Annotated in this window: 3 protein-coding genes and 2 pseudogenes; 3 read left to right on the top strand and 2 right to left on the bottom strand. The window is 68.8% G+C overall.

Going from position 1 to position 2,170, the window contains the following annotated elements:
- Positions 1–537: pseudogene (locus tag ACTWQJ_RS50590) on the top strand (tyrosine--tRNA ligase); the annotation flags it as partial.
- A gap of 66 nt (positions 538–603) precedes the next feature.
- Here ACTWQJ_RS50590 and ACTWQJ_RS50585 read toward each other — a convergent pair.
- Entirely contained in the window at positions 604–879 is a 276-nt protein-coding gene (locus ACTWQJ_RS50585; protein WP_443313073.1) for a GlsB/YeaQ/YmgE family stress response membrane protein, read from the bottom strand.
- Between the two features lie 244 nt (positions 880–1,123).
- On the opposite strand from ACTWQJ_RS50585, the gene ACTWQJ_RS50580 reads away from it, so the two are divergent.
- Together ACTWQJ_RS50580 and ACTWQJ_RS50575 are read left to right on the top strand one after the other, a co-directional pair.
- Entirely contained in the window at positions 1,124–1,531 is a 408-nt protein-coding gene (locus ACTWQJ_RS50580) for a DUF3099 domain-containing protein (RefSeq protein WP_443313072.1), read from the top strand.
- A 182-nt stretch (positions 1,532–1,713) separates the two neighbouring features.
- Positions 1,714–1,932: a hypothetical protein gene (locus tag ACTWQJ_RS50575; protein ID WP_443313071.1), complete on the top strand. Its 219-nt coding sequence runs from the start codon at positions 1,714–1,716 to the stop codon at positions 1,930–1,932.
- Between the two features lie 11 nt (positions 1,933–1,943).
- On the opposite strand, the pseudogene ACTWQJ_RS50570 reads toward ACTWQJ_RS50575, so the two are convergent.
- A pseudogene (locus tag ACTWQJ_RS50570) lies at positions 1,944–2,170 on the bottom strand (GTP 3',8-cyclase MoaA); the annotation flags it as partial.

Below are 2,170 nucleotides of genomic sequence, written 5' to 3'. Positions count from 1 at the left end.
GAGCTGACGACCCAGTACGCGTTCTACCAGTTCTGGCTGAACATGGACGACCGGGACATCTCCACGTACATGCGGATCCTGTCGTTCAGGTCTCGTGAGGAGTTGGAGGAGCTGGAGCAGCAGACGGAGGAGCGTCCGCAGGCCCGGGCCGCACAGCGCGCCCTCGCCGAGGAGCTGACGACGCTGGTGCACGGCGCCGACCAGACGGCCGCCGTGATCGCCGCATCCAAGGCTCTCTTCGGCCAGGGCGAGCTGACCGAGCTGGACGCCAAGACGCTGGCCGCGGCCCTGTCCGAGGTGCCGCACATCCAGGTCGCCGAGCTGGCTCCCGCCGTGGACCTGTTCGCCGGGGTGGGCCTGGCGCCCAGCAAGTCCGCGGCGCGCCGCACGGTCAAGGAGGGCGGCGCCTACGTGAACAACGTGAAGGTCGACTCCGAGGACGCGATTCCCGCCAAGGAGGACCTGCTGCACGGACGCTGGCTGGTGCTGCGCCGGGGCAAGAAGAACCTGGCGGCGGTCGAGGTCACGGGCGCCTGAGCGGCCGTGTGCGAGTGCAGGGGGCGGCTTCCGGCACCGGAGGCCGCCCCCTGCGCTGTATGTCTGTCAGGCCCGCCGTTTGCCGCCCTTCAGCTGCATGTACGCCATGTCACCGAGGAAGACGATGACGACTGCGGCGACGAGCTGGAAGATATGGCGGCTCCAGTCGATGCCGGGCGTCTCGTCGACACCGAAGCCCCGGGCGATGGCGTTGCCGGCGATGGCGCCGAGCATGCCAAGGATGGTGGTCAGCCAGAGGGGGATGTGCTGTTTACCGGGAATGACCGCCTTGGCGATCAGGCCCAGCACGAATCCCACGATGATCGCCCACAACCAGCCCATGGCTGCCTCCTCGTACGGCTCGACGTGAGCATTACACCCAGTTTCGGCCGGTCCGCCGTACGGCGCATGTCGGGTGGACCGTACTCGCTCCTGCGGATGCCGTTCGCGCAGGCAGGGCGGGTACCCGGTCTCGTAGGCGGCGCAGGCGCGGCGTAACGTGGAGGCTGTCCGGCCCCGGTCCCCGACCGGTGCGGAGCTGGGACGGGCCAGGGAGAGGTCCGATGCGGGCGGATGGTGGAATGTGATGCGGAAGCATGGTGACGGCGGTAACGCCCAGGTGTTCCGGATCACCGGAGCCCGGCAGGGCCTCCAGGAGGACGTCCGCGGTCGGCAGCGCCGGTACGTCATCTCGATGTCGGTCCGTACGGTCTCGGTGATCCTGGCCGCCACGCTCTGGAACGTGGAACGGCACGTCGCGATCGTGGCGTTGGTGCTCGGCGCGGTGCTGCCCTATATCGCGGTGGTGATCGCCAACGCCGGGCGGGAGAACGCGCCGTCGCTGCCGTCGACGTTCGTGGCCGTGCAGCCCCGGCCGATGCTCGCGCCGCCGCGTGACGAGGACGACGGGTTCACGGAACCCGTCCCGGAATCCGCCCCCGAAGACGTCCCCGAAGACGTCCTGGGCGATCCGGCGCGCGGACGGCCCGAATAGGGTCTGCGCCAAGCTCAGTAAAAGCTCAGATCAATCATGTTGTTCCAGTGCACGGCAAGCGGTTACCCGTGACATACTTCGTACGCGCTCCGCATCCCCCGTCGGAGCGACGGACCGACGCCGGGCAGCTCCCCCCGTGGCTGCTCGGCGTCGCCTTTTCTGCGCAGTGGTGAGACGAACCTGTGAGTGACGAGACCCCGATCTGTTCCGCCAAGGGCTGCCGTGTGGCTGCCGTATGGGTGCTGGCCTGGAACAACCCGAAGATTCATACGCCGGAGCGGCGGAAGACGTGGCTCGCGTGCGAGGAGCATCGGGAGCATCTTTCGCAGTTTCTCGGGGTTCGGGGGTTTTTGAAGGACGTCGTCAAGTTCGAGGACTGGGAAACGCCCCCGGGCGCGTAAGGCCCAAGGTCTCAGCCGCCGATCGCCGACATGGGGCGGTCCGGCTGGATGAACGTCGGGTCGTCCAGGCCCGCGCCCGCCTTCTTGCCCCACATCGCCAGGCGCCAGATGCGGGCGATCTCCTCGTCGGGGGCGCCGGAGCGCAGGGCGGCGCGCAGGTCGGTCTCCTCGCGGGCGAACAGGCAGGTGCGTATCTGGCCGTCGGCCGTGAGGCGGGTGCGGTCGCAGGCCGCGCAGA

The organism is Streptomyces sp. KR55 (genome assembly GCF_052245645.1).
Lineage (GTDB): Bacteria > Actinomycetota > Actinomycetes > Streptomycetales > Streptomycetaceae > Streptomyces > Streptomyces flavusporus.
This window is presented reverse-complemented; position numbering and strand designations above follow the sequence as displayed.